Genomic DNA, 26,731 nt, shown 5'->3' on the forward strand with positions numbered 1-26,731 from the left:
CGTCCGGCGGAATCGGCCCGTCCGGCGGAATCGGCCCGTCCGGCGGAATCGGCCCGTCCGGCGGAATCGGCCCGTCCGGAAGGTCCGGAACATCCGGAGGGACCGAGAACACCCGGAGAGGCCGGACCGCCCGAGGAGCCGGACCGCCAGGAAAGATCAGGGCCGGCCGGAGCGGATCCTGGACAGCCAGTCCGCGGCCTCGGCGAAGTCGTCGTCGGCCGTGCCCCGTTTGATCCGCGGCGCCACGCCGTCGGCGCGCGGGTAGCTCCCGAGGAAGCGGACGCCGGCGCAGATGCGGCGCAGCCCGGAGACCGCCTCGCCGACCCGGGCCTCGGCCACGTGGCCCTCGAAGTCGAAGTGGAAGAAGTAGCGGCCGATGCCGTCGCCGGTGGGCCGCGACTCGATGCGGGTGAGGTTGACGCCGCGCACCGAGAACTCGGTGAGCATCTCCAGCAGCGCGCCCGGGTGGTCGTCGGTGAGGAAGGCGACCAGCGAGGTGCAGTCGGAGCCGGTGGGCTCGGGAAGCCTGCCCGGCCGGGAGAGGCGGATGAAGCGGGTCACGGTGTCGGCCCGGTCGCCGACCCCGGACGCCAGCTCCACCAGGCCGTAACGCTCGCCGGCGATGCGCGCGGCGATGGCCGCGTCGTACGGCGAGCCCGGGTCGGCCACCTCCTGGGCGGCGGCCGCGGTCGACGGGGCCGGGACCACCACGGCGTCCGGCATCTCGCGGGCGGCGAAGCCGCGGCACTGGGTGATGGCCGCCGGATGGGTGTAGACCCGCTTGACGCTGGAGAGCGGCATCTCCGTCCGCGCCAGCAGGGAGAACTGCACCGGCAGCAGCAGCTCGGCGGTGATCAGCAGCGGCTCGCCCCAGGCGAGCTCGTCGAGGGTCGAGCTGATGCCGCCCTCCAGGGAGTTCTCCAGCGGCACGACGGCGCCGTCGGCCTCGCCCCGCCTGGCGGCGTCCAGCGCCGCGCTGACGTTGGCGCTCGGCAGACCCTCCGCGTGCGGTGCCAGGATGCGCAGGGCCTCCTCGGTGAAGGTGGCCTCCGGGCCCAGGTAGGCGAGTTTCGGCATGAGGCCAGGCTATCCGGTGCCGGTCCGGAAACGGTGATGAACCACACGTGCCGGGAAGCGCCGGACGGGCGGCCTCACGGGAGGCGCCGGGCGGGCGACCTTAAGCGAGCGACCTCACAGGAGGCGCCGGGCGGGCGGTCTCACAGGAGGCGTCAGGAAGGCGGACGGAGTCGAGCGGCCCCACGGGAGGCGCCGGGCGGGCGGCCTCAGGCGAGCGACCGGAACGTCTCGCGGCGTCTCGGCAGCCACGAGGCGAGCAGCCAGACCAGGACCAGCGCGCCCAGCCCGAACCCGTTCTGGACGATCTTCCCCAGCACGGGGCTGAGCACCGGGATCTCCGCGGCCTTGATCGTCACGCCCCACCAGGGGACGGGCACCACGTAGTACAGCCAGACGCCCGCGGCCACCCGGACCCGCACCGGATCGCGCCCGTCCCCGGCCAGCGCGCCGAGGACCACGACCACCCAGGCCAGATGGTGGATCCAGGCCACCGGCGACAGCAGCACCGCCATCAGACCGGTCAGCGCGACCCCGGTCGTCGCGTGCCCGTCGAGGAACGCCCGGCGGGCGTGGCGGAAGCCGTGCCAGCCGACCGCGGCGACCAGGGCCAGCCAGAGCAGGGAGGTCGGCGCGTCGGGCAGGTAGAGCCGGATCAGCATGCCGCGCATCGACTGGTTGGTGGTCGCCGCGTTGGCGCCGAGCCGTTCGGGGTCGAGCAGCGCGTGGAACCAGAAGCCGGCGGCGTCGGACGGGATCACCAGGAACGGCAGCAGGGTCAGCAGCGCGGCGGTGAAGGCGGCCATGAAGAAGGCCCGGCGCTGCTCCGGCCGCCCGCCCGGACCGAACCCGGTGAGAAGCAGGTAGATCAGGAAGACACCGGGGGTGAGCTTGACGGCGGTGGCCAGTCCGATCAGCAGTCCGCGCGGCCAGATCGGGCGGCGGGCCGCGCAGTCGGCCAGGCAGAGCGCGACGAGCAGGATGTCCACCTGGCCGAAGCGGATCTGGTCCCTGATCGGCATCAGGTAGGTGCAGGCGACCATCAGGACGGCGAACACCGCCGGGAGCCACAACCCGCCCCGCCGTCCCTCCGCCGGCGCGGCCGTACGGCCCGGCACGCCACGACCGGGGGCGACGCGGCCGGACGCGGCATCGTCCGGCTCACCGCCGCCCGGCACGCCGGGCCCCGAAGCGACGCGGCCTGAAGCGGCGCGACCTGAAGCGAAACGGCCCGGTGCGATGCGGCCCTGTGCGAAGCGGCCCAGCGCGGCGTGGAAGGCGTACGCGACGGTGACGGCGAGCGCGGCGAAGATCCCGGCCGTCCACACCCACTGGGCGACCGGCCAGGACATCATGGCCAGCGGTACGGCCAGCATCGCCGCGACCGGCGGGTAGGTGAACGGCAGGAGCTGCGGCGCGGGCGTCACGAAGTCGTAGACCGGCCGGCCTTCGAGGAGCGCCTGGCCGCCGGTACGGTACACGTCCAGGTCGACCAGCCGCTGGTCGTCGACGTTTCCCAGCCAGTAGAGGACCAGCGGGGCCGCCGCCGCCGCGACGAGCAGCAGCGCGAGCGGCCACGCCCACGGTGGCCGCCTGCCGGTGGTCGTCGCGGTCGCCTCGCCAGTCATCACGAGCAGGCAGGTTACCGTGGGGCTGGTAAACCGGCGGCCCCGGTCCCGGTCCCGCCCGCGGATCTCCGCCGACGCGGGGAGCCGCCCGACCGGACCCGGCCGGACCCGGCAGACGCGGCAGACGCGGCAGACGCGGCAGACGCGGCAGACGCGGCAGACGCGGCAGACGCGGCAGACGGAATGATCCACTAAGCAGGACCTGACGGTTCACGGACACGGGGGAGTCTCATGGGTGCGGTGCACGGCGGTCACAGGCCCGTTCATCGGGCCGCCGCGTGGGTGTTGTGGGCCGCGTTCACGGTGGTCCTCCTCGTCCCCGGTACGGCCGCCGCCGCCTCCGCCTCGCCGGCGTCGTCCGGGCAGGTCGTGGTGATCGGTGTGCCCGGCCTCGAATGGGAGGACCTCGACCGCGCGCGGACTCCGAACCTGTGGAGGCTCGTGGAGCAGGGAGGGTCCGCGTCGATGTCCACCCGGGCGGTGCCCCCGCCGGGGCGGAGCCTCATCTGCCCGGTCGCGGGCTGGCTGACCGTCTCGGCGGGGCAGCGGGCGGGCGCGCCCGGGGACGGCTGCGCGCCGCCCGCCGCGCCGCGGTCCGGGCCGGACGGCGGGGCGAGTGTGCCGGACTGGTCCCGGCTCACCGCCTACAACGCCGCCGAGGTCTCCTACCGCCCGGTCCTCGGGCAGCTCGGGCAGCTCGTGGTGGACGGCGGGGGGAAGGTGGCGGCGGCCGGGCCGGGAGCCGCGCTCGCCGCCGCCGACAAAGCCGGAAATATCGGTAAATACTTCCCCAATATCGACGGACTCGGCGACCTGGCGCCGTACCGGCTGGTGGTGGCGGAGGTCCCCGACCTCGCCGAGGCGTGGCTGCGGGGACGTCCGGGCGGCGACGGCCTGCCCGCCGCGCTGACCGAGCGGGCCCGCCGGGAGGCGGCGGCCGCCGCCGACCGCGGAGTGGGCGCGGTCCTCGGCCGGGTCCCGCCGGGCGCCACCGTACTGCTCGGCGGCCTGTCCGACGCCTCGCCGGCCGCCCACCTGCACGTGGCCGTCGCCCGGGGAACGGCCCCCGGCGGCGCGCCGTACCCGCGCGGCATGCTCACCGCGACCTCCACCCGGCAGGACGGCCTGGTCACCAACACCGACCTGACCGCCACCGTGGTCGCCCTGCTCGGCCTCACGGCGCCGAACACGGTCGTGGGGCACGCCTGGCAGAGCGCCGGGCCGAGCGGGGAGAGCGGCGGGGACGGCGGTGGCGGGAGCACGGCCGCCACGGTGGAGCGGCTGGCCGACGACGACCTCGCCAGCGAGGTGCTGCGCGAGGTGCGGGGGCCGTTCTTCACCGGCCTGGTGACCGTGCAGATCCTGTTCTACGTGCTGGCCGCCGTCGCGTTCCGGCGCGGCTGGGGCGGCTCGCGGGCGCTGACGGCCGTCCGGGGCGTCGCGACGGTCAGCGGCGCGATCCCCGTCGCCATCTTCCTGGCCCAGCTCGTGCCGTGGTGGAGCCTGCCCGCGCCGATGGCCGCGCTGGTCCTGACCATCGTGGGCATCGCCTGCGTGGTCGCGGCGCTCGCCCTGGCCGGGCCGTGGCGGACGCACGTCCTCGGCCCGCCGACCGTGGTCGCCGCGGTCACCTCGCTGGCGCTGCTGGCCGACGTGATGACCGGCTCCCGGCTCCAGGTGAACGCGGTCGGCGGCTACGAGCCGGTCACCGGCGGGCGCTTCTACGGCTTCGGCAACATCGCCTTCGCGGTCTACTCGGCCGGCACCATCCTGGCACTGGCCGGGATCGCCCAGTGGCTGCTGTCCCGCGGGCGCCGCGCGCTCGCCCTGACCGTCTGCGTCCTGTACGGCGGGCTCGCGGTGTTCGCCGACGGCTGGCCGGGATGGGGCGCCGACTTCGGCGGCGTCCCGGCGTTCCTGGCCGGGGTGGCCGTCCTCGCGGTCCTGCTGTCGGGCCGCCGGCTGTCGGTGGCCAAGGTCGTGCTGATCGGTGTGGCGGGCGTCCTGGCGATCACGGCGATCGCGGTGGCCGACTGGCTGCGGCCCGCCGACCGGCGCACCCACCTGGGCGCGTTCGTCCAGCAGGTGCTGGACGGCGAGGCGTGGGCCGTGGTCGTCCGGAAGTTCGGCGCGATGCTCGGGATCACCGTCGGCAACTGGCCGCTGACCCTGCTCTCGCTGGTCGCGCTGGCCTTCCTGTTCCTGGTGCTGGACCGCCCCTCCCGGTGGGGCGCCTCCGCGCTGGGCCGCGCCTACGCGCTGGCGCCCGCGCTGCGCGCCGGGCTGATCGGCGCGCTGGTCTGCGCGCTGGCGGGGTTCCTGCTGAACGACTCCGGCATCGCCATCCCGGCGATGGCGCTCACGGTCGCGGTGCCGCTGACGCTGACCGCCTGCGTGCGCGCGCTCCGGCTCTCGCCGCCCACCACGCCAGGGCGAGCGTCAGAGCCAGCAGGGACCACGGCACCACCCGCTCCCTGAGCAGGGTCTTCAGCCACAGCAGGTCGGCCGGGCGCATCGCCTCCCTGGCCGGGAGGTAGCCCAGCGACAGAACGACCGTCCTGGCCAGCACGAAGGTCTCCAGCGCGGGCCAGGACGCCCCGCCCGCCATCGCCAGCAGCGCGAAGGCCAGCCCGTCGTACCACGGCAGCGCGTACGGCGCGGCGAACAGCCAGGCGGCCACCAGCGCCGCGGCGACCGCCGGGGCGGTGGCCCGGGGCGTGGCCCGCAGGATCAGCCATGCCAGGCAGGCCAGCAGCAGCGTCGAGCCGAGCTGGATCCAGGACGAGTACGCGCCGGGCCCGAAGGCCGCCTGCAGGCCGGTCTTGACGAGCTGCCACGGGGTGGCGAGGGAGACCTTCTTGCTGGCCGCGCCCACCTGGTCGAGCACGTGCGGCCCGGCCAGGCCGTAGGTCAGCAGCACGGTGGCCGTGGCGGTGCCCGCGACGACGGCGAGCCGGCGCGGCGAGCGGCGCAGCTCCCACGCCGGGCCGAGCGCGACCAGCCCGGCGTTGAGCTTCACGCCGATGCCCAGCCCGAGCAGCACGCCGCTCCCGGCCCGCCACCACCCGCCCGATATGACAGAACCCCCGGATACGGCCGGACCACCCGGCACGGCGCCGGCCCGCGCCGCGTTCCCGGCCGCGTGGGCCACGAGCGCGGCGACCATGCAGGCCACGGCGAGGGTGTCGACATGCATCCCGGCGGCCAGGTGATAGATCATCAGCGGGTTGGCCGCCCACAGCAGCGCCGCCCTGCGGCACAGCACGGCGTCGGCCCGGGTGAAGCGGTGCAGCAGCAGCGCGGTCCCGATGAACGCGGCCGCGTTGAACGCCGCCATCGCGAAGACCGTCAGCCTGACCGAGTCACCGCCGACCAGGCTCGCCAGCGCGTGCACGGCCGTCGCCACCGGGCCGTACACGCTCGTCACGCCGGCCCACTCCTCCACCGCTCCGGTGACCGGGTCGGCGGGCAGTTCGGCGGGGGTGACCGCGTAGGGATCGAGGCCGAGGGCGGCCAGGCGGCCGTAGGCGGCGTAGTTCAGGTGGTCGGCCGAGCCCGACGGGGGGAGGAGGGCCAGCAGCCCGGCCGTCGCGCAGCCGGCCACGAGCAGCAGGCGGGGGGCGGGGCCGCTCCGGGCCCGCAGCGCGCCGGCCAGCCCGAGACCGCCCAGCACGATGGCGGCCGCGGCCATGACGATCACGAGGTGGCCGTCTGGGCGCGCGCCCAGGGAGTAGGGGGGCTGCCAGGCCGGGCCGGGCAGCGCCGGGACCATCGCGGACGGTCCGAGCAGCCCGATCAGGACCGTCAGGGTCGCCGACAGCCCGACGGCCGCGTAGGCGGCCGCGTCGAGCCCCCGGAACGCGCCACGCGCGGGAGCTCGTCTGTCGTCGACAACCGCCGGATCCCGAGTCACCCGCAAATTCCAGCACATCCGGCGCGGTGCCCCGGGCGGCGGCCTGCGGCAGACGGCTAGGACCTGTTTTGTGGATCTTCGCCGTGGCGAGGATCGGTCAGGTGGTCCCTCGCAAGGCGGAGGAGGAAGCCCATAGCGGAGCTATGGGTGACGACGACAACGCGGCGAGGGGCCGCCTGGGCGACCGCAGTAGGCGGAAAGATCCACAAAACAGGTCCTAGCGGCGGACCAGCAGGGCGCGGGCGACGTCGCGGAACTGCCGGGCCCGGTGGACCTGGGCCCTCCAGTCGGTGCCGGTGGCCCGGTGGGCCATCTCCACCTCGACCTCCCGCACGCGGAACCCCCTGCGCAGCAGGTCGATCGTCAGCGCGGTCTCCACGCCGAAGCCGTGCGCCAAGGGGCGGGCGGCCTCGAAGGCCGCCCTGGTCAGGCAGCGCTGGCCGTTGAGCGGCTGGGCCGGGGTCCAGCCGGTCGCCCGCTCGATGCCCTCGCGGGCGAGCCGTACCACGAACCCGTGGCCGCCAAGCTTCACCCTGGTGACGAACACGGCGATGGTCATGTCGGCCTCACCCGACGCGACGGGTTCGATCAGCGGCGCGGCGGTGCGCGCCGTCTCGCCCAGGTCGGCGTCGAGGAACAGGAGGTTCCTGGGACTCTCACCGTCGAACAGGCGCACCGCCTCGGCACCGCTCTCCATGGCGGCGGCCTTGCCGCGGTTGCGGCTGTGCCGTACGACGCGTGCCCCGGCGGCCTTGGCCACCCTGCCGGTCCGGTCGGCCGAGCCGTCGTCCACGACCACGACGAGATCGACGCCCGGGAGCGCCGTGGCGGCGGCCACGGTGGCGCCGATCCTGTCCGCCTCGTCCTTGGCGGGGATGATCACTGCTGTGCCGGTCATCGCTGCGCCGGTCACCCCTGCGGCTCGGCCGACAGCGACTCGTCCGGCACCGCGTCGTGCACGGTGAACACCGAGTCGAGCCCGGTTACCTGGAGGATCTTGCGTACGGCGGGCCGCGGCGCGGCCAGCTCCATGGTCCCCCCGCGCTCACGCAGCCGCTTGAGCGCGGCGAGCAGCACGTTCATCCCCGTGGAGTCGCAGAACTCCACCTTGGAGAGGTCGAGGACCACGTACGTGGTCGGACTCTCCTGGAGCAGCCGAGTGAACTCGGACTGCAGTCCCGGCGCCGTGTAAAGGTCGATTTCGCCGGTGATAGTCATGACGGTGTGCCCGGCATGAGATCGAGTTGAGACTTTTAGCTCCACAGCGGCACACTAGCGGCGCGAAGGCCCCGGGTCACGTTCTCTCGCCCAAGGACGAGTCGTCGGCCTTTTGTCCCCCGTTCCGGCCCCACGGAAACCCAGAGTGCGCGAGACTTGACACTGCGCAATACCGGCTCGGCCGGGAAGGGAGGGACCCGGAACTCTCCCGCCCGTCCACTGCGCCACGGCAGCGACGACCGCTGAGCAGAAACGGGCTCGATCCACCATGAACACCGACCTTCCTGAGGACCCCCAGCGACAGCGGCTCCGGGACCACCTGGAGTCCATGATCACCCGAACCGAGAAGGCCACCTCGTGGCACGACGCGGCCGGGTCACTCCGCGGAATGATGAGCCATGAGGGATACGTCCCGATCAGGACCCGCCTGACCGGTGACGACCTCGACTTCCTGGAAGGCGCGCGCGAGGAGCTTCTCGGCTTCGCCACGCTCGGGGTCCGGCTCCTCGACCTCCACCGGCCACGCGACGCGGGCGGCATCACCAGTGACGCGGCCCATCCGATCCTGCGGTGCCGCGGCTGCATGTGGCGCTGGCCGTGCCCGACCTTCCGCGCCATGGTCGAGTCCTTCGACACGCCGCGGGCGCCGTCCTCCTACCGGCACGTCGATCCCGGCGACCCCGGCGGTTCCAGCGGTTCCGGCGACGACGGGGGGGATACCCGGGTGGTCCTCGTCTCCCCCTGGATCGGCCCCCACGACACGTGAGACCACCGGCCGCCCCGGTGTCGCGGTGAGCGGACGCCGGGGCGGCCGGCAGCGGTCCCGGGCCGGCCGGCCCGCGTACCGGCCGTGGCGGTGAGTCCCGGGAGGGCCCCGAGGCGGCGGCCGGGGGTCAGGCCGGCAGCGGCAGGCGGATCTCGAAGCGGCAGCCGGGCCCGGTGTTGACCACGCCGATGGTCCCCTGGTGCGCCTCGACGATGCCCCGGGCGATCGCCAGGCCGAGCCCGGCCCCGGCGCCTTCCGCGCCCGGGGTCCGGGCCGCCTCGCCGCGGAAGGCCACGTCGAACACGCGGGGCAGGTCCTCGTCCGGGATGCCGCCGCAGCCGTCGGCGACCGACAGGCAGGCGACCTCGCCCTCCACCGCCGCGCGCACCAGCACGGCGCCGTCCGCGGGGGTGTGCCTGATCGCGTTGACCACGAGGTTGCGCAGCGCCCGCGACAGCTCCCCCGCGTCGGCCACGACCGGGACGACCTCGCCCGCCTCGCCGGCCAGCCGTACGTTTCCGGCCCTGGCCAGCGGTTCGGCGCCGGCCAGGGCGTCGGCGACCAGGTCGCCGAGGCCGACCGGGGAGCGCGACAGCCGCAGCGCGCCCGCGTGGATCCGCGACAGTTCGAACAGGTCGCCCACCATCTCCGACAGCCGGTCCACCTCCAGGCGGATCTGCCGGTGGTAGCGGGCCACGGTCTCCGGATCGCCGGCCACGCCGTCCTCCAGCGCCTCGGCCATGGCCCGCATGCCCGCCAGCGGGGTGCGCAGGTCGTGGCTGACCCAGGCGACGAGTTCGCGGCGTGCGCTCTCCAGCGCGCGTTCGCGCTCGTGACCGAGGCGGATGCGCTCGTACGCCTGGTCCAGGGTCCTGGCGATGGTGTCGAGCTCGGCGGGCAGGCCGCGGGGCGGTGTGAACTCCCCCGACGGCGGTACGGCGCGCACGGCCGCGACGAGCCTGCGGCTGGCCGCGACGACCCGGCGGGCCAGCACCGCCGCGACCCCCAGCCCGACGAGCCCGCCGACCGCGACCACGCTGAGCACGATGTCCCGGGGCGTGCCCTCGATGATCATCTCAAGGGTGATGGCGACCACCCCGCCGACCGTCGCCACGACGGTCACCACGGCGACCACCGCGAGCATCACGCCGATCGACCGTTCGCGCAGCAGCCGCATCGCGCCCAGGCCGGCCAGCGCCACCAGCAGGCCGAGTCCCGCGGTGACCGGGACGATGACCAGGATCTCGGGGAGCACGGGGATCACCCCTGGGGTATGGGCCGGGCGGAGGACCACGGGACCGGTACGGCGGGTGGGAACACGGGGATCACCCCTCGGGCGTGGACCGGGCGGAGGACCACGGGACCGGTACGGCGGGTGGGGACACGGGGGTCACACCTCCGGCGTGGGCTCGAAACGGTAGCCGACGCCCCACACCGTGACGATGCGCCGGGGTGCGGCCGGGTCCGGCTCGATCTTCTCTCGGAGGCGGCGGACGTGCACGGTCACCGTGGAGGAGTCGCCGAAGGACCAGCCCCAGACCTGGTCGAGCAGGGCCGCGCGGCCGAACGCCTGGCGGGGGTTGCGCATGAGGTGGGCCAGCAGGTCGAACTCGCGGGTGGTCAGCGTCACCTCGGCGCCGCCGAGCCGTACCTCGTGGGCGTCGACGTCGACGACGAGGTCGCCGTCCCGGAGCACGCCGGTCCCGGCCGCCGCGGCGGCGCCGCGTCCCCGCCGCAGCACGGACCGCACCCGCAGGGCCAGCTCCCGGGGGCTGAACGGCTTGGTGACGTAGTCGTCGGCGCCGATCTCCAGGCCGGCCACCCGGTCGATCTCCTCGCCCAGCGCGGTCAGCATGATCACGGGGATCGGGCGGCGCTCGCGGAGCTTCCGGCAGACGGTGAGGCCGTCCATCTTCGGCAGCATCAGGTCGAGCACCATCAGGTCCGGCGGGTCGGACAGCGCCCGGCGGAGTGCCTCGGCGCCGTCGGAGACGCACTCCACCCGGTGGCCGTCGCGTTCGAGATAGCGGACCACGACCTCGGCCACCGTGGGGTCGTCGTCGACCACCAGAATGCGCGCGCTCATGACGTCCACGGTAGGCCCGCACGGGCCGCCCGCCGCGCCCGCGTCACCGGTCCGTAAGAACCGGGGAGAGCGGATCGTTATCCTCGCCGCCCCCGTGGAACCCGCGCCCCGCGTACCGTTGATCTCATGACTCGTACCGTGATGGCGGTCCTGGGCGTCCTGCTGGCGCTTTACGTCGTGTTCGCGCTCGTGCTGCCCGCGCTGTTCGGGCTGCTGAAGTTCGTGCTCGTGCTGGCGGTGGTGGCGTTCGCGGTGGTGGCCGTGGTCACGGTCGTGAGCCGGCTCTCGAAGTGAGCCTCCTGCTCGCCCTCCAGACGCTGTTCGTCTGGATGTTCGACGGCGGCGGGGCGGTCACGGCCGTCGCCGTCGTCGGCCTGGGCGTGCTCCTGCTCGCCTGGGCGCTGCGCGCGGTGCCCTCCGTCTCCGATCCGCGCCGCCTCCCGTCGCGGGAGCGTGACCGGGCCAGGCGGACGATGTTCGTACGGCAGCGCGATCCCGACGCGGCCGGGCGGTCACGGCCGAGAGCGCCGTCAGCGGGCCCGGCGCCCGCGTAAGGTTCCGTCCGCCGGAAACATCCGACGCGGCTCCCTCCGGGAACACCCGCCGGGAGAAGCCCGCCGGGATGCGTCCGGCCGCGGGCGCCCTCTGTGCCGGTCTCACTCCGCTCAGAAGGGTCCCCCATGCTCGACTCCGCCGTCGCGTTCACCGCCGGCCTCATCGGCGCGCTCGCGCAGCCGTTGCACTCCACCGCGCTGGCCATCGTCCTGTTCACCCTCGGCGTCCGGCTCCTGCTGCTTCCGCTCAGCGTCATGCAGGCCCGGGGCGCGCGGGCCCAGGCGCTGCTGGCGCCGAAAGTCCGGGAGCTGAGGGAGCGGCACGGCCGCGACCCCGAACGGCTGCACCGGGAGGTGAGCGCGCTCTACGCCGACCGGAAGGTCTCCCCGATGGCCGGCTGCCTGCCCGGTCTGGCGCAGCTCCCGTTCTTCACGGTGACGTACCGGGCGTTCACCTCCTCGATGATCGCCGGGCATGCGAACGCGCTTCTGGTCCACGGGCTGTTCGGCGTGCCGCTCGGGCAGCAGTTCGCGGGCGCCGTGGCCGGGTTCGGCCTGCTCAGCGGGCCGACACTGGTCTTCGCCGGTCTCTTCCTGCTGCTGTTCGCCGTGGCCTGGGTGACGTCGCGGCGGACGCGCCTGACGATGGGCGAGCACGTCCAGCCGGAGGCGCTCCGCAGGCTGATGCCGCTGCTGCCGTTCGGCACGCTGCTGGCGGCGGCCGTGCTTCCGCTGGCGGCCGGGATCTATCTGCTGGTCAGTACGGCCTGGACCGCCGCGGAGCGAGCCGTGCTGTACCGTCCGGCGCCCGCCGCGACCTGATTCCGCCGCTGCCGCCGCCCTGCCGCGTCGTCATCGCGCGGCGGGGCCGTAGCCGGGCCGTGGCCGGGCCGTACGGACATCTCGGCCGATGGGCCGGGAGCGACCGGTCGGCCGGTGCACGAGGGGTGAGCTACCGGTCGGCCGGTGAGCGGCGGGCCGGTCGGTGAGTGGACGGGCGGAACGGTCCTATCCGCACTCCCGCAGCGCGGGCTCGGGGACGGACCCCTGGCCGGCGTCCGCGTCGGTGACGGTGACGGTGGTGACCAGCGCCCAGACCGTGGTGATCTCCCCCTCGTGCCTGACGCCCCAGTGCTCGGCGACGTACTCGACGATGCCGAGACCGCGGCCGCCCAGGGAGGAGAGGGTGGGCCGTCCGGCGCGGGGCTCGGTGGCGGCGCCTCCGTCACTCACAGCGACCTCGACGCATCCCCCGGACCATCGCCAGGCGACCATGACCTGACCGGACGGCAGCGGGTGCGCGTGCCGGAGCGCGTTGCTCAGCAGCTCGCTCACCACGAGGACCGCATCGTCGATGGCGGTCTCGTAGACCCCCCATTCCTGCAGGTCGGAGCAGAGACGTTGGCGTGCGACAGCGACGCTGGACGGTGCATACGGCAACAGGACGACGCTCGACGCACTCACCTCCCCGTTTCCCCGTTCCCCCTCAGGAACACACCTGCTACGACCGAAATGCCCCGTTAGATGGTCTTAGAAACCGCGCCTCGATTACGGCTTGTGCACATTCGACGATAGTTCAGCGCATCCGTTACCGGGTCGTGACCACACCGGTGTGTCGGTCAGGTATAGGCGCCCGGCGTGCCGGCGATGGACAGGGAGAGCCGCATGCGGGTGCCCCCTCCCGGACTCTCGTGCGCCGTCACCTCGCCGCCCTGGGCGCGGGCCAGACTGCGCACGATGTACAGGCCGAGGCCGACTCCGCCGAACCTGCGGCGGTCACCGCCGTCCACCTGGACGAACCGCTCGAACACCCGCTCACGGCTGGCGGGCGCGATGCCCACGCCCTCGTCGTCCACGACCACCACCACCCGGTCACCTTCCCGCCAAGCCGCGACCCTGATGAGACCGCCGTCCGGTGAGTACTTGAACGCGTTCTCCAGGAGCTGCCCCAGCACGATATCGGTCGCCAGGGCGTCGCCGGAGACCGGGGGCAGGTCAGGGGCCACATCGACCTCGACGTGGTGGAGGTCCGACAGCACCGGGAGGCCCAGTGTGGCGGCACGGATCAGCGCGCCCATGTCGAGGGCCTCGATCCGGAGCGTGAGCTCGCGGGTGCCGGCCCGGGAGCCCAGCAGCAGGTGGTCCATGAGCTGGCCGAGGGAGCGCGCCCGCTCGGCGATGGTGTGCACGGCAGACCGGCGCTCGGCGTCGGTCATGCTGTCCCAGCGGGCGTCGAGCGTGCCGGCGAACCCCCGCACCACCGTGATCGGGGTGCGCAGCTCGTGGCTGGTGGTGGCCAGGAAGAGGTCCTTGGCCTCCTCCAGCTCCTTGGCGCGGGTGATGTCGCGGAAGTCGACCACGGTCTCCCCGGTCTCCGGGATCTCCGCGCGGAGCACCTCCAGCCAGGCCCCCGAGGGGAGCTGCAGGGTGAGCTTGTCGCCGGGCTCCGGCAGCGGGAACGGCGGCGGCCCGCCGATCACGTCGGCCGCCGTGAGCCCGGTCAGCCCGGCCGCCGCCGGGTTCCACCGGGTGACGCGGCCCAGCCCGTCGAGTACCGCGATGCCGTCGGCGCCGGCGTCGAACACGGCCCGCTCGTGGGCCCGCTGCCACACCGCCTCCTGGTAGGCCAGGGCGTTGCCGGCGGCGATCCCGGCGTGCCCGGCCAGCAGCTCCAGCAGCTCCAGCTCCAGGTGGCTGGCCTTGCGCTTGGCGAACAGCGCGTACAGCGCGCCGTACGGCCGGCCGCCCACCGCCGCCAGTCCGAGCGCGATCGTGTGCAGGCCGGGCAGCCGCGACCAGATCAGCTCGTCCAGCGCGGCCTGCTCGCCGGTCTCCAGCATCACGGTCCGGCCGGTGCGCAGGAGCTTGCCGACGAGGCTGGAGCGCAGGTCGGCGGTGGAGCCGCGCATGGACTCCGGCAGCCGGTGGGTGGCCACCAGCCGGAGCCGGTCGCCCTCGATGAGCACGAAGCCGCCCGCGTCGGCGCCGGTCAGCTCGGTGAGACTGGCCGCGATCCGGTCGAGCACGGCGGGCAGCTCCCGCTCGGCGTTGATGTCGGCGACCACGTCGGTGAGCCTGCGGACGAGCTGCGCCCGCCGGGCGGCTCCGTCGTGGGCGCTCTCGTCGTCGCGTGCCAGGTGGTAGACGCTGACGTAGCCGAGCAGGGCCCCGGCGGAGGACCGCAGCGCGCTGGTGTCGACCCGCACGTCGAGGAGGGCGCCGTCGCGGCGGAACCGTTTGGTCCGCAGCGACACGTGGCCGCCGGTCCGGACCCGCTCCAGGACGGCGTTGTGCTCGGCGGTCAGCTCCTCGGGGACCATCGGGGCGCGGCGGCCGAGCAGCTCGGCCGCCGTCCAGCCGAACAGCCGCTCGGCGGCGGCGTTCCAGCTGAGGACCGTCTGGTCGCGGTCGAGGGCGACGATCGCGTTGGGCGCGCTCGCGACGACCGCGCGGCCGATGCCGTCGTCACACCCCCTGCTGTCACCCACACACCAATAGTGCCGCGTCAACCGGCCTGATCTTGGCACTTTCGTCCGCATGTGCTGACACCCGTTGGGAGGATCCGTCCGATACGCTGCCGTCACCGCGCACCTGAACACGCTCGGACAGCGAAAGGGTGGGGCCATGTCATCCGGCGACATCGACGCACTGCTGCGGGTGACCTCGCCCACATACGTGGGGAAAACCTCCCCGGATGTCGCGTTCGGCACGCTCGACGGGCCGGTGGGACGCCTCGTCCTCGCCGTGACGGGCCGGGGCGTGGTGGCGTGCAGCTACGAGGACGAGAACGTCGTCTTCGAGCGCGTCAGCAACGAGGTCAGCTCGTTCATCGGGGGCGACCCCCGGCGGATCGACCCGGTCCGCCGGGAGCTGGACGCCTACTTCTCCGGGCGGCTGCGCACCTTCACCATCTCGATCGACCTGCGGCTCGCCACGCCGTTCGCCCGGACGGTGCTGCAGAAGATGCTCACGGTCCCGTACGGCACGGTGACCACGTACCGGGAGATCGCCGAGCGGATCGGCAGGCCCCGGGCGCTGCGCGCGGTCGGCAACGCGCTGGGCGGCAACCCGGTGTGCGTGATCGTTCCCTGTCACCGGGTGGTCGAGAGCGAGACCGTCCTCGGCGGCTACGCCGGCGGACCGGTCGCCAAGGAACGGCTGCTGCGCGTCGAGCGGGGCGCGGGGCGCCCGCCCCTCGGCCCGTAGGCGGCCCGCGGGCGCGGGGCGAGGGCCCCGCACCCGCTCAGAAGGGCGGCCGATCACCGCGTACGGCCGGTCACCGCGTACGGCCGGTCACCGCGTACGGCCGGTCACCGGGTGCGGTCCGGGGCGGGGGCGGGAGAGGCCGGGCCCGGCCGCCGGGCGAGCCTGCCGACGGCCAGGGTCACCAGGCCCGCTACGAGGAAGGACCCGACGGACGCGCTCATCCACGGCTGGGTGGTGAAGCCGAGGGCCTTCCTGGCGGCGTCCCAGACGGCCGCCCACCACGACACCGACGAGGGCGCGGCGAGCAGCCACCAGGTGGCGAAGCCGAGCACCCACGGGACCACCATGAGCAGGCGGGAGGGGGCGGTCTCGGAGGTGTCCCAGTTCCGGCCGCGGCCGAGCAGGAAGTAGTCGACCGCCAGCACGCCGAACATCGGGACGAACACCGCGCCGATGATGCCGAGGAACGCCTGGTAGGAGTTGACGTCGATGACGAGGGCGATGGCGGTGGTCAGCACGCCGATGGCCACGGAGAAGACCCTCCGATCCACCCTGGGCAGCAGGTTCTGCAGCGACATCGCCGTGGAGTAGACGTTCGCGAACGACTGGTCGGACTCGCGCAGCACCAGGATCCCGAAGAACAGCGCCCCGAGCGGCGCCGCCACGAACGGGGCGAACACCGTGGTCGGGTTCTCGCCCACCGCGGCGTGGCCGGCGAGCGCCACCGCGTAGACGCCGACGGCCAGACACGCCACCTGGGCGATCGTGTAGCCGCCGACCACGCCGGTGAAGGCCGCGCGGCTGGACCGCGAGTGCCGGGCGTAGTCCGCGGCGACCGGCACCCACGACACCGACAGGGCGACCACGAAGTCCACCGCGGGGGCGAAGTTGTGCCAGGAACCGCCGGTCTGGACGGGGGTGTCACGGAGGAAGACCACCGCGAACCAGACGACCGACACGACCACGCCGGCGGTGACGAACCTCCGCAGCAGCCGGATGGCGCCCAGCGGGTAGAGGGTCAGCGCCGTCGTCAGCGCCCCGGCGGCGACCGCCCAGACCGCGTACGGCACGGACGGCCCGAAGATCGCCTGGGCGCCCATCGCGACGACCCAGAGCTCGAACGCCCCCCAGCCGATCATCTGGACGATGTTGAGGACGGTGGGGACGTAGGAGAGCCTCGCCCCGAACAGGCCGCGCAGCAGCACCATCGCGGGCCGGCCCGTCTGCGCGCCCGGCACCGCGGCGAGGCCGACCATCGCGGTGCCGACCAGGCTGCCGACGAGCGAGGCGAGCAGCGCCGCGGGCAGGGTGAGCGCGTCGCCGTCGAGCAGGGGGTCGATCAGGAAGAGGGCGAAGGAGAAGCCGAGCAGGCTGACGCCCAGGTTGGCCCAGAACGCGCCCTGGTCGAGCGCGCCGAGCGTCTTGGGCGGGGCCTGGTCGAGGGTGAGGGGGGCCTCGGCATGCTTGGAACCGATGACATCGGATGTCACGAAACGCTCCCTACGCCGGCATTACCCGGACAGGTTCATGCGGTCGGCAGCGGCTGTGCTGCCCTCTCAGCCCGGCGCCCCGAGCTCCCGCGTTGGCTGTGCAACTAGCGCCCTCATATTGCCGCATGAGAGGGCACACGGTCACGGCGGGCCGGATGAAGCCCGGATCGGGAGAACACGGCACGCATCGCGACGACGGCCTCGGTTGCCGCGACCCCGCCCAGCGATCGTTCATTCAGATTGATCGTGATGAAAAGTATGCGTTGGACTCATTGATCGGTGTTCGCCCACCCTTGACCACGTGACGGAGGTCCCGAAGCGCGCCGCAGGCCCTGTCCCCTCGGCCCGCGACATCCGACGACCGGAGAGAAGATGACGGCCACACACGTTGACCACCCCCGCTCGGCCACCAGGTCGTGGCTGGGCTTCTCGGCGATCACCGCCTCACCCTCGGCACCCGCGGCGGGACCTCACCCGCCGCCGACCGCACGCGGCTGAGCCGCCCTACGATTCAGACGGAACAATCAGCAGAGGAGATCATCGATGCGGGTGAAAGCCTTCGACCACCTGGTGCTCAACGTACGGGACGCCGAGCGGGCACTGGAGTTCTACTCGGGGACCCTCGGCCTTGAGGAGGAGCGGGTCGCGGAGTGGCGGGCGGGTGAGGCGCCCTTCCCGTCGGTGCGGGTCGACGAGTCCACCATCATCGATCTGGTCGAACGTCCGCGCGGCGAGTCCAACGTGGACCACATCTGCCTCGTCGTGGATCCCGTGGACTGGCAGGAGGTGATCGACTCCGGTGTCCTCACCGTGCTGGAGGGGCCGGTCCCCCGGTTCGGCGCGCGTGGCACCGCGCAGTCGGTGTACGTGCGGGACCCGGACGGCAACACCGTCGAGCTGCGCTGGTATCCCCAGGACGCCGGGCGGTGAGCCGTGCCCGGGCCGGACGGTGAGCCGTGACGGATCGGCCGGACGGTGAACCGCGGCGGGGCCGGCCCGGCCGCGTGATCCCGTGATCGACGCGACCGGACCGGCCCCGGACCGGTGGGTCAGGCCACGAACGGGTCCCGGCCGCTCTCGCTCACCATCGGCAGGCCCGCTCCTCCCCACGCCTGCATGCCGCCGCCGACGTTGATCGCGTCCCGGCCGACATGGTTGAGCCAGGCGGCGGCGTGCGCCGACCGGCCTCCGGATCGGCAGATCACGTAGACGGGCGCGTCCGACGGCACCTCACCGGCCCGGGCCTGGAGCTCCCCGAGCGGGATGTGGACGGCCGTGGGCGCGTGCCCCGCCCGCCACTCGTCGTTCTCGCGCACATCGAGCAGGAACGCTCCGTCGGGGACGGCCTGTGCTTCGACCTCAGGAACAGTCATGACGCCCATTGTCCCAAGTCCGTCCCCTGGTTGGGCCGGAAGCGGCCCAACCGGCCCCCGCCCAACCGGCCCCCGCCCGGCCGCGGGCCGTACGGACGCGGGCTAGGTCACGGTGGTGGTCGTCGTCGCCGTCATGACGGCGATGTTGACGGAGTCGATGGTCTTCGAGACGGCGTCGCCCACCCAGTGGTCCCGGGCGATCTCCTTGAAGCGCCGCCGGTCCACGTCGGGGAACGCCTTGCGGTCGATCTTGGCCGCGTGCAGGACGGCGATCAGCGCCGCCGTCCGCTCGTCGGGCGCGGCTCCGTCCAGGACGCTCAGGACGCGGTCGCGTACGGCCCGCTCCGCGCTCGGGTCGCGCTCCGGGTGGCGGGTGCGGGGGAAGATCCCCAGGATCTTCGACCGTTCCTCGTCCAGCACGCCGCGCTCGGCCAGCCGGGTGAGCAGACGTTCGCGGAGCTTGCCCGAACGGAGCTTGTAGACCCATCCGTCGGGCTTGTGCGACCTGTTCTCGGCGGCGATCCGGGCCAGCGCTGCGTCCGCCTCCTCGTCTCCGAGGGGGGTGGGGTCGAGGACGGTGACCTTCTTATCGTCCAGGCTGACACGACCGCCGGCCGCCAGCTCGGCCAGCAGAGCGCCTCCGAGTGCGATGTCCAGGTCGGTCGAGCCGACCAGCTGTGCGCCCTCCCGCTCGCTGAGCGCGAGGAGGAGGACTTCCTCGGCGATAGTCGTCATGATCCGGACCCTACGTCCGGAACCCGGCGGACGCGAAGCCCTTCCGGCCCTTCCCGCCCGGCGTCGCGCCGGGCGGGCGCGTCACCTGTCACTTGCCCATGGCGTCCTTGGGGACGGGCTTGTCCTCGGCCAGCGCCCGGAACATGCGCAGCGCCCGCTGGCTGTCCCACTTGGCGACGTCCTGACCGTTGACCTTGGGGAAGGACGCGACCGGGACGATCGTGGTGACCGGATTGTCGCCCATGGCCAACCCGAGGGAGAGCAGGTCGAAGACGCCGGTCTCCTCGCCGACGGCCACCGAGTCGGTGGCGCTCAGCGCGAGCGGGAAGGAACGGAAGGGGTTGAGCAGGACGCCGGGGCCGGCCGCCTTCTTCACCACCGCGGAGAAGAACTGCCGCTGGCGCTGGGTCCGCTCGAAGTCGGGGATGCCGCCGGTGGCGCGGGTGCGGACGTAGCCGAGGGCGGTCCCGCCGTCCATCGTCTGCATGCCCTTCTTCAGGTCGATCCCGGCCTTGGGGTCCTTGATGTCCTGCTTGACGTTGATGTCGACGCCTCCGATGGCGTCCACGATGCCCACGAAGCCGCCGAAGCCGATCTCCATGTAGTGGTCGATCCGCAGGCCGGTGACCTTCTCGACGGTTTTGGCCAGCAGCTTGGGGCCGCCGTCGGAGTAGGCGTAGGCGGCGTTCAGCTTGTCGCTGCCGTGCCCGTCGATCGGCACGTACGAGTCACGGGGCAGGCTGACCAGGGTCGGGCGGCCGTCGCCGTCGGGGACGTGCAGCAGCATCATCGTGTCGGTGCGGCGGCCGACCGCGCGGCCGGTGGCGAACTTCTTGCGCTGGGCCTTGGTCAGGCCCTCGCGGCTGTCGGAGCCGACCAGCAGCCAGTTGGTGCCGGGGGTGTCGTCCGGCCGGCCGGCGTAGTCGCCGAGCGCGTCGATCTCCTTCAGCCGCGAACTGATCACGAAGAAACCGACGACGCCGAGCACCAGCAGCACGACGACCAGGCCGGCGAGGATCCGCACCGCCAGTCTTCCGGGTCGTTTCGGTCTCCAGGTGGTGCCTGGCATCCGGGGGCCGCCTTTCCTGTCGGGGGGACCGGCGTCCGCGGGCCGGGCGGAGACCGGCGGCGGGCCGGAGAGCGGCCTGACCGGCTCCGAACCCTCCCTGGCCTTGCCGTAGACCCGCGAGGTCCTCCGGGGAGCCGTCACGTCCCCCGGCCCGGATCCGGCGGATCCGCCAGGCCCGCCAGGCCCGGAGGATCCGGCGGGTCCGGCGGTCCCGGCGCGGCCGGGGTCCCGGTCGCGGGCCGTACGGCCTCCGCCCTGGTCATGGGGCGTACGGCTCCGCCCCGGAACCGGGTGGGCGGGCTGCCCCGCCGCGCGCCACGGCTCGGCGGGCGGCGGCCGCATCGCACGCGTGCGGTCGTCGTCGTCCTGCGCGTCACCCACGTCGTATCCCCGCCACTTCTCCAGCTCGCGATGAGAGGCCATTATCGACGCTACGTCCCGGCCCCGGCCCGCGAAGCACGTCCTCAAGGTTTGGTCATACAGAAGTACCCAGACGGTACATAACCACCGGTAAAGCAGTCGTCGGCCGATCCGGAAACACCAACCCCCTCACGGATCGTTACGGTAGAGGATGACCTCTGCTCGAAAGGATGATCGTGTCCACTCCGGACCCATGGAGTACCGGCCCGTGCGCAGGCACGGGAACCGCTGATCCGACCGGGAGAGCCGCTCTGTGAACACGGCTCTCGGTCTGCTGGCCGTACTTCTCCTCACCGTCGCCACCGGCTTCTTCGTCGCCCAGGAGTTCGCGTTCGTCGCCGCCGACCGGACCGCGCTACGTGAACAGGCCGACGCCGGTGACGCCGCGGCCCGGCGCGCGCTGGAGGTGACGGGCCGCCTCTCCTTCATGCTCTCGGGCGCGCAGCTCGGCATCACCGTCACCGCGCTGCTGGTCGGCTTCATCGCCGAGCCCGCCATCGCCGAGGTGATCCGTCCCGGCCTCACGGCCGCGGGACTGCCCGAGGCCGCCGCGCCGGGCGTCGCCGTGGCGCTGGCCGTGGCGATCGCCACCACCATCCAGATGGTGCTCGGCGAGCTGGCCCCGAAGAACCTCGGCATCGCCCGCCCGGAACCCGTGGCCAAGTTCCTGGCCTCCTGGACCCTCGGTTACCTCAAGGTCGCCGGGCCGGTCATCCGGCTGTTCGACTCCGCCGCCGCCGGCCTGCTGCGCCGGGTGGGCGTGGAACCGGTCGAGGAGGTGGAGCACGGCGCGAGCCCCGAGGAGCTGTCCCGGATCATCTCCGAGTCGGCCACGGCGGGCGACCTGCCGCCCCGGCTGTCGGAGCAGCTCGAACGCGCCCTGGAGTTCGGCGACCGCACGGCCGAGGACGTCATGGTGCCGCGCCCCCGGGTGGTGCTGCTCCGCGCCGGGCGCCCGATCTCCGACCTGGTCGACGCGATCCGCGAGCACGGCCACTCCCGCTACCCGGTGCTCACCACCGAGAACGGCGAGGAGGTGGTCGGCGTCACCGGCGTCCGCGAGCTGCTGCGCTCCGGTGAGTCCGAGGGCCCGCTGTCGCAGATCACCCGCCCGGCCCTGCTGGTGCCCGACTCGCTGCCGCTTCCGGTCGTGCTGGAGCGCATGCGCGCCGCCCGCGACGACCTCGCCTGCGTGATCGACGAGTACGGCGGGCTCGCCGGCGTGGTCACCGTCGAGGACCTGGCCGAGGAGCTCGTCGGCGAGCTGATGGACGAGAACGACCCCGAACCGGCCGGCGTCGTCGCCAACGGCGACGGCACCTGGAACCTCCCCGGCACGCTCCGCCTCGACGAGGTCGAGCGCGTCACCAAGCTGGCGCTCCCGGAGAGCGACGACTACGACACCATCGCGGGCCTGGTGCTCGCCGTGCTCGGCCGGATGGCCGAGCCGGACGACGAGGTGACCGTCCCGCTCACCGTGGAGACCGACCTGCTCGACGACGACGGCCCCCAGGAGGCCAGCGCGGTGCTCACCGTGCTGTCGGTGCAGCGCCGGGTGCCCGAGTGGGTACGGCTGTCGCTCCCGGCGGCCGGGGACGGCGCGCGGGACGACACCGCCATGAAGGACGGCGCGCCGGATGACCATGCACGGAACGACCGTGCGCGGAGTGATCGCGTACGGGGGAACGCGCGGGACGACCGCGGCCGTGAGGGCGGCACGCGGGAGGACGGGACGCCGGACGGCGGCTCCCCGGAGGACGCCTCCCGGGAGAACGGCGCCCGGGACGACGGCGCGCGGGAGGACGGCGCCCGGGAGGACGGCGGTCAGCGCGGCGAGCCCGCCATGAGCGCCGCCCGCAGGCCCCGGGAGGGTGCCGGGACCGGCGCGGCGGAGGGGGAACGATGAGCCCCGTGAGCGCGCTGCTGATCGGCGTGGTGCTGCTGATCGGCAACGCCTTCTTCGTCGCCGCCGAGTTCGCGGTCATCTCGGCCCGCAGGCACCGCCTGGAGGAGCTGGCGGGCAAGGGCGGCCGGTTCACCCGGATCGTCGCCCGCGCCGCCGTACGCGGCGGCAAGGAGCTGTCGCTGATGCTGGCCGGCGCGCAGCTCGGCATCACCCTGTGCTCGCTGGGCCTGGGCATGGTCACCGAGCCCGCCATCGAGCACCTGCTGGAGCCGGTCTTCGGGCTGGTGGGCCTGCCCGAGTCGCTGCGGGTCCCCGTCTCGCTGGTGCTCGCGCTGGCCCTGATCACGTTCCTGCACATGGTCGTCGGCGAGATGGCTCCCAAGTCGTGGGCGCTTACCCATCCGGAGACCGCGGCGATGAGCGTGTCCCTGCCGTTCCGCGGTTTCACCCGGGTGATGCGGCCGGTGCTGGCCGCCCTCAACGGCCTGACCAACGCCGTGCTGGGCATGTTCGGCGTGCACCCGAGGGACGAACTGGCCACGACCAGGACGCCGGTGCAGCTGGCCATGCTGGTCGGCGAGTCGGGGCGGATGGGCCTGCTCGACCGCACCGAGCACGACCTGCTCACCCGGGCGCTGCGCGCCCACCAGCAGCCGGTCGAGCGGCTGATGCTGCCCATCGAGCGGGCCGCCTCGGTGGCCGGTGACGCCGGGGAGGCCGAGGTGCGCCGCGCCGCCGCCGAGAGCGGGCACCTGCGCCTGCTGGTCAACGCGGGGCGCCGCTCGGAGGTGGTGGGTGTGCTGCACGTCAGGGACCTGCTGGTCCGGCCCGGGGAGAGCCCTGCGGAGCTGGCCCGGCCGGTGCCCCGGCTGGCGAAGACCACGACGATCTCCGAGGCGGTCGCCGTCCTGCAGGACGCCCACGCCCATGTGGGCCTCGTCACGGACGAGGGCGGCGAGGTGGCCGGCATGGTGAGCCTCACCGACCTGGTGGGCGAACTCCTCGACGTCCGCGTCCTGGCCGCCCGTTAGGGGCCGCCGGGAGACGCGGCCGGGTCGTCAGGGACGCCGGGAGACGGAGCCGGGCAGCGGTGGGGCGGATCGCCTCCACCCGCCCGGTTCCGTCGGCCCGCCCGGCTCCACCGCCGTCCGCGTCCACCGCCGCCCGGCTCCACCGGCCGGGCCCGGGTGTCCTCTTCCGGCGGGCGACGCGCGGGCCGGCGGACGGATCGACATGCGGATCAACGTGCGGTTCGCCGGTGTCCCGGCCGTTCCGGGCGGGTGGGTCGGCCATGCTCATTAAGCCGAGGGCGAACAGGATGAACCTCCGGAAAGCGCACCGAAAGCCCACTGAAAGCGACTCGGGGTAGACAGCAGGTCATGATCGGTCACCGTACGGCTCCCGCCCTGACCTTCGCGGGAGATCGCCGTGACATGCGAAAGGGCCCCGGCTCTGATGAACCGGGGCCCTTCGTCGAGAATTCGGATTCGTCGATTCCATCGACGGTTCCGTGTGGGCGAGGAGGGATTTGAACCCTCACGTCCTTTCGGACACACGGACCTGAACCGTGCGCGTCTGCCGTTCCGCCACCCGCCCTTGCTGGGTGCGGTCGAAACATTAGCACGAATCAGCCGCTACCCACGAACCCGGATACGATCCTCCTAGACGCGGAGCGGAGGAGCTTGAGTGCAGGAGAGCGAGGAACGAGCCCCCCAGCGGCCGTGACCCACATAGGACGGAAGAAGGGAGGTACCCGGTGGGAGTCCTTCAGCGCTTCGAGCGCAGGCTCGAAGGCTTGGTCGAGGGGGCCTTTGCGCGGGCGTTCAAATCTGACCTTCAGCCGGTCGAGGTCGCCAGCGCGGTCCAGCGGGAGATGGACGAACGGGCCGCGATCGTCGCGCAGGGGCGCACGCTCGTGCCGAACGACTTCGTGGTCGAGCTGTCCGTGACCGACAGCGAGCGCCTCGAGGTGTACGCCGACAGCATCGGCCACGAACTCGCCAACCTCGCCAGGGAGTACGCCAAGGAACAGGGCTACTCGTTCGTGGGACCCGTCCGGGTGCGCTTCGAGACCGCCGAGGACCTGGCGGTCGGGCTGTTCCGGATCCGCTCCGGCGTGATCCGGGGCGCGACGGTCGAGCAGGACGAGATCCGCCACCCTCCGAGCGACGTGCCCGCGCCCCGGCCGCGCGCCTTCGGCGGGCAGCCCCGGCTGCTGGTCTCCACCCAGGACGACCCGCAGGGGCAGCGCTCCTACGATCTCACCACGCCGGTGACCCTGCTCGGCAGGGGCACCGACTGCGATCTACGGCTGGTCGACCCGGGTGTGTCCCGGCACCACGCCGAGCTGCGAGTGGAGGGCCCCCAGGTCGTGCTCGTCGACCTCGGCTCCACGAACGGCACCTTCGTCAACGGCCAGCCGGTCCGCCGGGTCGAGCTCCAGAACGGCACTCGCGTGACGCTCGGACGCACGACACTGGTTTTCCGGCGCGATTAAAGGTAAACAGACGCTCCATGTCCGAGCTCACGCTGCTGCTGATCCGGCTCGCCTTCCTCGCGGTGCTGTGGTTCTTCGTGATCGCCGCGGTCGGCGTGATCCGGACGGACCTCTTCGGCTCCCAGACGGCAGGCACCGCATCAGCCCGCAAGACACCCAAACCGGTCAAACCCGCGGCCAAGCCCAAGAGGGGCGAGCCGCGGCAGATGGTCGTGACCGGCGGCCCCCTTCAAGGCACCACCATCCCCCTCAGTGAGGCGACGATCACCATCGGCCGGGCGACCGACTCCACGCTGGTGGTAAGCGACGACTACGCCTCCAGCCGGCACGCCCGGCTCTTCCCCCAGGACGGTCAGTGGATCGTGGAAGATCTCGGCTCGACCAACGGCACGTATCTCGAACGCTCAAAAGTCACCCGTCCGACTCCGGTGCCGCTCGGTGTTCCGATCCGCATCGGTAAGACCGTCATCGAATTGCGGAAATGACCATCGCACTCCGTTACGCCGCCCGCTCCGACGTCGGGCTCCTCCGCGAGGGCAACGAGGACTCGGCGTACGCCAGCGGCCGTCTGCTCGCCGTCGCCGACGGCATGGGCGGTCATGCCCACGGTGAGGTGGCCAGTTCGGTCGCCATCGCCGCGATGTCCTCCCTCGACGAGGGAGCGGCCGGGAGCGACCTGCTCAGCGCCATCGAGGCGGCGGTCCGCGACGCCAACCGCAGGCTGCACGAGATGGTCGGGCGCGACCCGAGCCTGAAGGGCATGGGCACCACGCTCACCGCCATGCTGTGGTCCGGGACCCGGGTGGCCCTGGTCCACGTCGGCGACTCCCGCGCCTACCTGCTGCGGGCCGGGGAGCTCTACCAGATCACGCACGACCACACGCTGGTGCAGTCCCTCGTGGACGACGGGCGGATCACCCTGGAGGAGGCCGCCACGCACCCGCAGCGGTCGATCCTGCTGCGGGCGCTCGACGGCAGCGGGGAGGTCGATCCCGATCTGTCCCTGCGCGAGGCGCAGATCGGCGACCGCTACCTGCTGTGCTCCGACGGGCTGTCGGGGGTGGTGAGCGCCGAGACGCTGCACCACACGCTCTCGACGGTGGACGACCCGGAGGCGGTGGTCCGCGCGCTCATCGACCTGGCCAACCGCGGCGGCGGCCCGGACAACATCACCTGTGTGGTCGCCGACGTCCTGGAGGTGGACGAGGGGGCCGTCCCGGTCGTCGAGGCGGCCGTGGTCGGCGCCGCGGGCTCGACCCGGCCCCAGCCGCAGCCGCCGGACACCCCGGCGGGCCGCGCCGCCGCGATCACCATGCCGCAGCCGGTCGTCACCGACGACGAGGACGACGGGCCCGCGGCCCCCCGGGCCGCGAAGGCCGCGGCCGCGGGCCGTCCGGCGAAGCGGCGGCGGCGTCTGTGGCCCCTTCTGGCCTCCGCCGGGGGCGTCGTCTTGGTCGGCAGCGGCCTAGGGTGGTACTTCGGAAACCAGTGGCTCGACGACCAGTACTTCGTGGGGGCGAAAGGGGATGAGATCGTGGTTTTCCAGGGCGTGAAGACCAACCTCGGTCCCATCGAGCTCTTCGACGTCGCCCGCAGCACCGCCGAGTCGGTGACGGTCCTCGGAGCCTTCCAGCAGGGCCAGGTCCGCGACGGCATCCCCGTCCCCAGCGTCGACGCCGGCCTGCGGAAGATCCAGGAGCTGAAGTCGTCCGCACGGAAGCCGGAGGGAAAGGCCAGGCAGACCGCCCAGCCCAGCGAGAGCGCAACCCCGGAACCCACGAGGTCGCAGTAGACAC

25 protein-coding genes, 1 tRNA gene and 1 riboswitch are annotated in these 26,731 nt (G+C 73.2%); of the genes, 12 read left to right on the forward strand and 14 right to left on the reverse strand.

The genetic code is table 11. The features are described 5' to 3' along the window. Positions 1-156: 156 nt before the first annotated feature. Together pheA and AB0D67_RS31155 are read right to left on the reverse strand one after the other, a co-directional pair. The gene (pheA, locus tag AB0D67_RS31150) at positions 157-1,077 is read right to left on the reverse strand and encodes a prephenate dehydratase (protein WP_362943980.1); all 921 of its coding nucleotides are present in this window, start codon (positions 1,075-1,077) and stop codon (positions 157-159) included. Between the two features lie 206 nt (positions 1,078-1,283). Next, on the reverse strand, positions 1,284-2,702 hold the full coding sequence (locus AB0D67_RS31155) for a glycosyltransferase 87 family protein (RefSeq protein WP_362944045.1): 1,419 nt from the start codon (positions 2,700-2,702) through the stop codon (positions 1,284-1,286). 231 nt (positions 2,703-2,933) lie between these two features. Here AB0D67_RS31155 and AB0D67_RS31160 point away from each other — a divergent pair, with 231 nt between their 5' ends. After that, positions 2,934-5,180, forward strand: coding sequence for a hypothetical protein (locus tag AB0D67_RS31160; protein WP_362943982.1), 2,247 nt, complete (start codon positions 2,934-2,936; stop codon positions 5,178-5,180). Here AB0D67_RS31160 and AB0D67_RS31165 read toward each other — a convergent pair. The 3 genes from AB0D67_RS31165 to AB0D67_RS31175 form a co-directional block, all read right to left on the reverse strand. After that, on the reverse strand, positions 5,062-6,615 hold the full coding sequence (locus AB0D67_RS31165) for a hypothetical protein (RefSeq protein WP_362943984.1): 1,554 nt from the start codon (positions 6,613-6,615) through the stop codon (positions 5,062-5,064). The two genes, AB0D67_RS31160 and AB0D67_RS31165, sit on opposite strands and share 119 nt — an antisense overlap. Before the next feature lie 217 nt (positions 6,616-6,832). Continuing rightward, positions 6,833-7,513, reverse strand: coding sequence for a glycosyltransferase (locus AB0D67_RS31170; RefSeq protein ID WP_362943986.1), 681 nt, complete (start codon positions 7,511-7,513; stop codon positions 6,833-6,835). A gap of 11 nt (positions 7,514-7,524) precedes the next feature. Next, positions 7,525-7,878 carry an STAS domain-containing protein gene (locus AB0D67_RS31175; RefSeq protein WP_362943988.1) on the reverse strand — a complete coding sequence of 118 codons (354 nt, stop codon included), beginning with the start codon at positions 7,876-7,878 and terminating at the stop codon, positions 7,525-7,527. A 223-nt stretch (positions 7,879-8,101) separates the two neighbouring features. Here AB0D67_RS31175 and AB0D67_RS31180 point away from each other — a divergent pair, with 223 nt between their 5' ends. Then, entirely contained in the window at positions 8,102-8,599 is a 498-nt protein-coding gene (locus AB0D67_RS31180) for a hypothetical protein (protein WP_362943990.1), read from the forward strand. A 127-nt stretch (positions 8,600-8,726) separates the two neighbouring features. On the opposite strand, the gene AB0D67_RS31185 is transcribed toward AB0D67_RS31180, so the two are convergent. Further along, a complete protein-coding gene (locus AB0D67_RS31185; RefSeq protein WP_362943992.1) occupies positions 8,727-9,854 on the reverse strand; it encodes a HAMP domain-containing sensor histidine kinase in 1,128 nt (375 codons plus the stop codon). Positions 9,855-9,989: 135 nt separating this feature from the next. Then, complete coding sequence (locus tag AB0D67_RS31190) at positions 9,990-10,685, reverse strand: response regulator transcription factor (RefSeq protein WP_362943994.1); 696 nt, start codon at positions 10,683-10,685, stop codon at positions 9,990-9,992. Positions 10,686-10,811: 126 nt separating this feature from the next. On the opposite strand from AB0D67_RS31190, the gene AB0D67_RS31195 reads away from it, so the two are divergent. From AB0D67_RS31195 to yidC, 3 genes are all read left to right on the forward strand, one after another. Further along, the gene (locus AB0D67_RS31195) at positions 10,812-10,979 is read left to right on the forward strand and encodes a hypothetical protein (protein WP_362943997.1); all 168 of its coding nucleotides are present in this window, start codon (positions 10,812-10,814) and stop codon (positions 10,977-10,979) included. Next, positions 10,976-11,239 (forward strand): DUF6412 domain-containing protein, encoded by a 264-nt coding sequence (locus AB0D67_RS31200; protein ID WP_362943999.1) that lies wholly within the window; start codon positions 10,976-10,978, stop codon positions 11,237-11,239. The genes AB0D67_RS31195 and AB0D67_RS31200 overlap by 4 nt, the downstream gene beginning before the upstream one ends. A gap of 126 nt (positions 11,240-11,365) precedes the next feature. Continuing rightward, positions 11,366-12,061: a membrane protein insertase YidC gene (yidC, locus tag AB0D67_RS31205; RefSeq protein WP_362944001.1), complete on the forward strand. Its 696-nt coding sequence runs from the start codon at positions 11,366-11,368 to the stop codon at positions 12,059-12,061. A 186-nt stretch (positions 12,062-12,247) separates the two neighbouring features. On the opposite strand, the gene AB0D67_RS31210 is transcribed toward yidC, so the two are convergent. Together AB0D67_RS31210 and AB0D67_RS31215 are read right to left on the reverse strand one after the other, a co-directional pair. Further along, positions 12,248-12,703, reverse strand: a complete 456-nt coding sequence (locus tag AB0D67_RS31210; RefSeq protein ID WP_362944003.1) for an ATP-binding protein — start codon at positions 12,701-12,703, stop codon at positions 12,248-12,250. A gap of 155 nt (positions 12,704-12,858) precedes the next feature. Beyond that, positions 12,859-14,778 (reverse strand): PAS domain S-box protein, encoded by a 1,920-nt coding sequence (locus tag AB0D67_RS31215; protein WP_362944005.1) that lies wholly within the window; start codon positions 14,776-14,778, stop codon positions 12,859-12,861. An 85-nt stretch (positions 14,779-14,863) separates the two neighbouring features. On the opposite strand from AB0D67_RS31215, the gene AB0D67_RS31220 reads away from it, so the two are divergent. Further along, a complete protein-coding gene (locus tag AB0D67_RS31220) occupies positions 14,864-15,445 on the forward strand; it encodes a methylated-DNA--[protein]-cysteine S-methyltransferase (protein ID WP_362944007.1) in 582 nt (193 codons plus the stop codon). A gap of 104 nt (positions 15,446-15,549) precedes the next feature. On the opposite strand, the gene AB0D67_RS31225 is transcribed toward AB0D67_RS31220, so the two are convergent. Further along, the gene (locus tag AB0D67_RS31225; protein WP_362944009.1) at positions 15,550-16,935 is read right to left on the reverse strand and encodes a cytosine permease; all 1,386 of its coding nucleotides are present in this window, start codon (positions 16,933-16,935) and stop codon (positions 15,550-15,552) included. Then, positions 16,923-17,036, reverse strand: a riboswitch (TPP riboswitch). Its footprint overlaps the gene before it by 13 nt. A gap of 442 nt (positions 17,037-17,478) precedes the next feature. Here AB0D67_RS31225 and AB0D67_RS31230 point away from each other — a divergent pair. Continuing rightward, positions 17,479-17,865 carry a VOC family protein gene (locus AB0D67_RS31230; protein WP_362944011.1) on the forward strand — a complete coding sequence of 129 codons (387 nt, stop codon included), beginning with the start codon at positions 17,479-17,481 and terminating at the stop codon, positions 17,863-17,865. Between the two features lie 119 nt (positions 17,866-17,984). Here the strand turns inward: AB0D67_RS31230 and AB0D67_RS31235 are convergent, their stop codons facing one another. From AB0D67_RS31235 to AB0D67_RS31245, 3 genes are all read right to left on the reverse strand, one after another. Next, positions 17,985-18,317: a rhodanese-like domain-containing protein gene (locus tag AB0D67_RS31235; protein WP_362944013.1), complete on the reverse strand. Its 333-nt coding sequence runs from the start codon at positions 18,315-18,317 to the stop codon at positions 17,985-17,987. Positions 18,318-18,410: 93 nt separating this feature from the next. Beyond that, positions 18,411-19,043, reverse strand: coding sequence for a GPP34 family phosphoprotein (locus AB0D67_RS31240; RefSeq protein ID WP_362944015.1), 633 nt, complete (start codon positions 19,041-19,043; stop codon positions 18,411-18,413). A gap of 88 nt (positions 19,044-19,131) precedes the next feature. Further along, positions 19,132-20,535, reverse strand: a complete 1,404-nt coding sequence (locus AB0D67_RS31245) for an LCP family protein (protein WP_362944017.1) — start codon at positions 20,533-20,535, stop codon at positions 19,132-19,134. 250 nt (positions 20,536-20,785) lie between these two features. Here AB0D67_RS31245 and AB0D67_RS31250 point away from each other — a divergent pair, with 250 nt between their 5' ends. Further along, positions 20,786-22,438, forward strand: coding sequence for a CNNM domain-containing protein (locus AB0D67_RS31250; RefSeq protein WP_362944019.1), 1,653 nt, complete (start codon positions 20,786-20,788; stop codon positions 22,436-22,438). Beyond that, entirely contained in the window at positions 22,435-23,469 is a 1,035-nt protein-coding gene (locus AB0D67_RS31255) for a hemolysin family protein (RefSeq protein ID WP_362944021.1), read from the forward strand. The genes AB0D67_RS31250 and AB0D67_RS31255 overlap by 4 nt, the downstream gene beginning before the upstream one ends. Before the next feature lie 482 nt (positions 23,470-23,951). Here the strand turns inward: AB0D67_RS31255 and AB0D67_RS31260 are convergent. Further along, a tRNA-Leu gene (locus AB0D67_RS31260) sits at positions 23,952-24,034 on the reverse strand. 160 nt (positions 24,035-24,194) lie between these two features. Between AB0D67_RS31260 and AB0D67_RS31265 the strand changes: the two genes are divergently transcribed. From AB0D67_RS31265 to AB0D67_RS31275, 3 genes are read left to right on the forward strand one after another with little or no spacing between them, the layout of a single operon-like run. Then, positions 24,195-24,935: a DUF3662 and FHA domain-containing protein gene (locus AB0D67_RS31265; RefSeq protein WP_362944023.1), complete on the forward strand. Its 741-nt coding sequence runs from the start codon at positions 24,195-24,197 to the stop codon at positions 24,933-24,935. 17 nt (positions 24,936-24,952) lie between these two features. After that, positions 24,953-25,420, forward strand: a complete 468-nt coding sequence (locus AB0D67_RS31270; protein WP_362944025.1) for an FHA domain-containing protein — start codon at positions 24,953-24,955, stop codon at positions 25,418-25,420. Beyond that, the gene (locus tag AB0D67_RS31275; protein ID WP_362944027.1) at positions 25,417-26,727 is read left to right on the forward strand and encodes a PP2C family serine/threonine-protein phosphatase; all 1,311 of its coding nucleotides are present in this window, start codon (positions 25,417-25,419) and stop codon (positions 26,725-26,727) included. The genes AB0D67_RS31270 and AB0D67_RS31275 overlap by 4 nt, the downstream gene beginning before the upstream one ends. Positions 26,728-26,731 lie beyond the last annotated feature (4 nt).

The organism is Streptosporangium sp. NPDC048047, assembly GCF_040653115.1.
GTDB lineage: Bacteria > Actinomycetota > Actinomycetes > Streptosporangiales > Streptosporangiaceae > Streptosporangium.

What these genes read in the sequence shown, in the direction of transcription:
- AB0D67_RS31180 (WP_362943990.1), top strand. Translation starts at nt 8,102, where the DNA reads ATGAACACCGACCTTCCTGAGGACCCCCAGCGACAGCGGCTCCGGGAC.
- AB0D67_RS31155 (WP_362944045.1), bottom strand. Translation starts at nt 2,702, where the DNA reads ATGACTGGCGAGGCGACCGCGACGACCACCGGCAGGCGGCCACCGTGG.
- AB0D67_RS31245 (WP_362944017.1), bottom strand. Translation starts at nt 20,535, where the DNA reads ATGGCCTCTCATCGCGAGCTGGAGAAGTGGCGGGGATACGACGTGGGT.
- AB0D67_RS31160 (WP_362943982.1), top strand. Translation starts at nt 2,934, where the DNA reads ATGGGTGCGGTGCACGGCGGTCACAGGCCCGTTCATCGGGCCGCCGCG.
- AB0D67_RS31190 (WP_362943994.1), bottom strand. Translation starts at nt 10,685, where the DNA reads ATGAGCGCGCGCATTCTGGTGGTCGACGACGACCCCACGGTGGCCGAG.
- AB0D67_RS31220 (WP_362944007.1), top strand. Translation starts at nt 14,864, where the DNA reads ATGTCATCCGGCGACATCGACGCACTGCTGCGGGTGACCTCGCCCACA.
- AB0D67_RS31215 (WP_362944005.1), bottom strand. Translation starts at nt 14,778, where the DNA reads ATGCGGACGAAAGTGCCAAGATCAGGCCGGTTGACGCGGCACTATTGG.
- yidC (WP_362944001.1), top strand. Translation starts at nt 11,366, where the DNA reads ATGCTCGACTCCGCCGTCGCGTTCACCGCCGGCCTCATCGGCGCGCTC.
- AB0D67_RS31230 (WP_362944011.1), top strand. Translation starts at nt 17,479, where the DNA reads ATGCGGGTGAAAGCCTTCGACCACCTGGTGCTCAACGTACGGGACGCC.
- pheA (WP_362943980.1), bottom strand. Translation starts at nt 1,077, where the DNA reads ATGCCGAAACTCGCCTACCTGGGCCCGGAGGCCACCTTCACCGAGGAG.
- AB0D67_RS31240 (WP_362944015.1), bottom strand. Translation starts at nt 19,043, where the DNA reads ATGACGACTATCGCCGAGGAAGTCCTCCTCCTCGCGCTCAGCGAGCGG.
- AB0D67_RS31235 (WP_362944013.1), bottom strand. Translation starts at nt 18,317, where the DNA reads ATGGGCGTCATGACTGTTCCTGAGGTCGAAGCACAGGCCGTCCCCGAC.
- AB0D67_RS31195 (WP_362943997.1), top strand. Translation starts at nt 10,812, where the DNA reads ATGACTCGTACCGTGATGGCGGTCCTGGGCGTCCTGCTGGCGCTTTAC.
- AB0D67_RS31275 (WP_362944027.1), top strand. Translation starts at nt 25,417, where the DNA reads ATGACCATCGCACTCCGTTACGCCGCCCGCTCCGACGTCGGGCTCCTC.
- AB0D67_RS31170 (WP_362943986.1), bottom strand. Translation starts at nt 7,513, where the DNA reads ATGACCGGCACAGCAGTGATCATCCCCGCCAAGGACGAGGCGGACAGG.
- AB0D67_RS31255 (WP_362944021.1), top strand. Translation starts at nt 22,435, where the DNA reads ATGAGCCCCGTGAGCGCGCTGCTGATCGGCGTGGTGCTGCTGATCGGC.
- AB0D67_RS31270 (WP_362944025.1), top strand. Translation starts at nt 24,953, where the DNA reads ATGTCCGAGCTCACGCTGCTGCTGATCCGGCTCGCCTTCCTCGCGGTG.